Source organism: Oleiphilus sp. HI0132 (assembly GCF_001635845.1).
This window is the reverse complement of sequence record NZ_LWGJ01000990.1, coordinates 1-247: the sequence shown is the minus strand read 5'-3', so window position 1 is coordinate 247 and position 247 is coordinate 1. Positions and strand designations below refer to the sequence as shown.

At 49.4% G+C, this 247-nt stretch carries 1 protein-coding gene; it reads left to right on the top strand.

Annotated elements, in window-relative coordinates:
• On the top strand, positions 1-247 hold a 247-nt coding region (locus A3766_RS31055; protein ID WP_197479541.1), incomplete at both ends, for a hypothetical protein.

Here is a 247-nt window from a genome sequence, read left to right as displayed (position 1 = left end):
CGAGCAACTCAATATTGCTTACACGAATGATAGAGCGCTACAAGAATTTAGCCACAAACTTGGTGAATCATCCGAGTCCAGCCTACTAGGGCGCCCCATTAGCGACTTCGTTTTGCCAGAGCTACTCTCTCAACTGGAGAAAGCGTTAGTCGAAAAGCCCGATTCGGCCTACTCAATAGACTTGATGAGTGAACCCGGCGAGCAGGCTGTATGGCACGCTTCCATCAAATACGTTAACGAGTCCGGT